A 2,291-nucleotide genomic window follows, 5' to 3' on the forward strand; every position below is an offset into this window, starting at 1 on the left:
ACCTGCCGGACGGCAACATCGAATACCTGGGCCGCAACGACGACCAGGTGAAGATCCGTGGTTTCCGCATCGAGCTGGGCGAGATCGAAGCCAAGCTCGCCCAGGCGCCAAACATCAAGGAAACCGTAGTCCTGGCCCGCGAAGACATACCGGGCGACAAGCGCCTGGTGGCCTATTTCACCCAACACTCGCCGGACGAAGTCGTCGACATCGAAGCCCTGCGCACGCACCTGCAGGCGCAGTTGCCGGCCTATATGGTGCCCGTTGCCTACGTGCGGCTGGATGCCTTGCCGCTGACGCCGAACGGCAAGCTCGACCGCAAGGCCTTGCCGGCACCGGATCTCGACGCGCTGATCACCCGTGGCTACGAAGCCCCGCAAGGCGAGATCGAAACCACCCTGGCGCAGCTCTGGCAAGATTTGCTCAAGGTCGAACGCGTAGGCCGTCACGATCATTTCTTCGAGCTGGGCGGGCATTCGCTGCTGGCGGTCAGCTTGATCGAGCGGATGCGCCAGGCCGGCTTGAGCGCCGACGTGCGCGTACTGTTCGGCCAACCGACCCTCGCCGCGTTGGCGGCGGCAGTGGGGGGTGGCAGTGAAATCGACGTCCCGGCCAATGGCATCCCGTTCGGCTGCGAGCGGATCACGCCAGACATGCTGACGCTGACAAACCTTGACCAGGACGCTATCGACCGTATCGTGTCGACGGTGCCGGGTGGCGCCCGCAACGTGCAAGAAATCTACCCGGTGGCACCGTTGCAGGAAGGCATTCTTTACCATCACCTGTCGGCTGGGCAGGGCGATCCCTATGTCTTGCACGCGCAGTTTGCCTTTGACAACCGTGAGCGCCTCGACGCGTTCACCCAGGCCCTGCAAAGCGTCATCGATCGTCACGACATCTTGCGCACCGCCATCCTCTGGGAAGGTCTCGACGCGCCTCGACAAGTGGTCTGGCGCGAAGCGCGGCTGGGCCTTGAAGAGCTGGTGCTGGACCCGCAGGCCGGAGCGATCACCCAACAGCTGCAGCACCGATTCGACGTCCGGGACTACGCCCTTGATATGTCCCAGGCACCGCTGATGCGCCTGGCCTTTGCCCAAGACACACCCAACCAGCGCTGGGTGGCGATTTTGTTGTTCCATCACATCGCCCTCGATCATGCGGCGCTGAAAGTGGTACAGGCCGAGATGCAGGCATACCTGCTGGGGCAGGTCGGTCAACTGGACGTCCCAGTACCGTACCGCAACTACGTGGCCCAGGCTCGCTTTGGTGTGGATCATCAAGGGCAGGAAGCCTTCTTCCGCGACATGCTCGGCGACGTAGACGAACCCACGCTGCCGTTCGGTTTGCAGCCGGTGCAGGGTGACAGCGATGACATCGAGGATGCGAGCCTGCTGCTCGACAGCGATCTGAGTCGTCGGCTGCGGCGCCTGGCACGCCAGTCAGGCGTGGGCGTCGCTAGCTTGCATCACTTGGCCTGGGCACGCGTGCTGGGACAGGCGTCCGGCAAGCAGAACGTGGTGTTTGGTACGGTGCTGATGGGCCGGATGCAGGGCGGCCAGGGGGCTGACCGTGCCTTGGGCATGTTCATCAACACCTTGCCCCTTCGTGTGAGCGTGGGCGACCAGGCCGTCAAGACCGGCATCAAGGCGGTCCACGGGCAATTGACCGCACTGTTGGGGCATGAGCACGCCTCGTTGGCACTGGCCCAGCGTTGCAGCGGCGTGGCTGCGCCGCTGCCGCTGTTCAGCGCGTTGTTGAACTACCGCAACTCCAGCGAACAGACCGATACCGAGGCGGCATTGTCGGCCTGGCAGGGCATCGAGACACTGGGGGGCGAAGCACGTACCCACTACCCCTTGACGCTGTGTATCGACGACTTGGGTGAAGATTTCGCCCTGACCGTCCTGGCCACGAGCGGTGTCGGTGCGCAGCGAGTCTGTGCCTACATGGCAACCGCGCTGCAAAGCCTGGCCACGGCATTGGAATCCACCCCGGCATCGCGCTTGCAGGCCCTGGTGGTAGTGCCGCAGGCCGAGCGTCAACAGGTATTGATTGACTTCAACGCCACCACTCGCCGCTATCCCCAGGACAGGACCGTCCATGGCCTGTTCGAGGCGCAGGTCACGCAGCGTCCGCAAGCCATTGCGGCCGTACACAATGCCCAAAGCCTGACGTACACCGAGTTGAACCACCGGGCCAATGGCCTGGCCCGTCATCTGGTCGGCCTGGGTGTGCAACCGGGCGATCGGGTGGCGATTGCCCTGGAGCGTTCGCTCGAGCTGTTGGTCAGC

1 protein-coding gene is annotated in these 2,291 nt (G+C 63.9%); it reads left to right on the forward strand.

Going from position 1 to position 2,291, the window contains the following annotated elements; genetic code table 11:
- Window positions 1–2,291, forward strand: a 2,291-nt coding sequence (locus tag AACY42_RS28260; RefSeq protein ID WP_339483791.1) for a condensation domain-containing protein, incomplete at both ends; no start/stop codon positions are given.

This window comes from Pseudomonas sp. RL_5y_Pfl2_73 (assembly GCF_963970515.1).
Taxonomy (GTDB): Bacteria; Pseudomonadota; Gammaproteobacteria; order Pseudomonadales; family Pseudomonadaceae; genus Aquipseudomonas.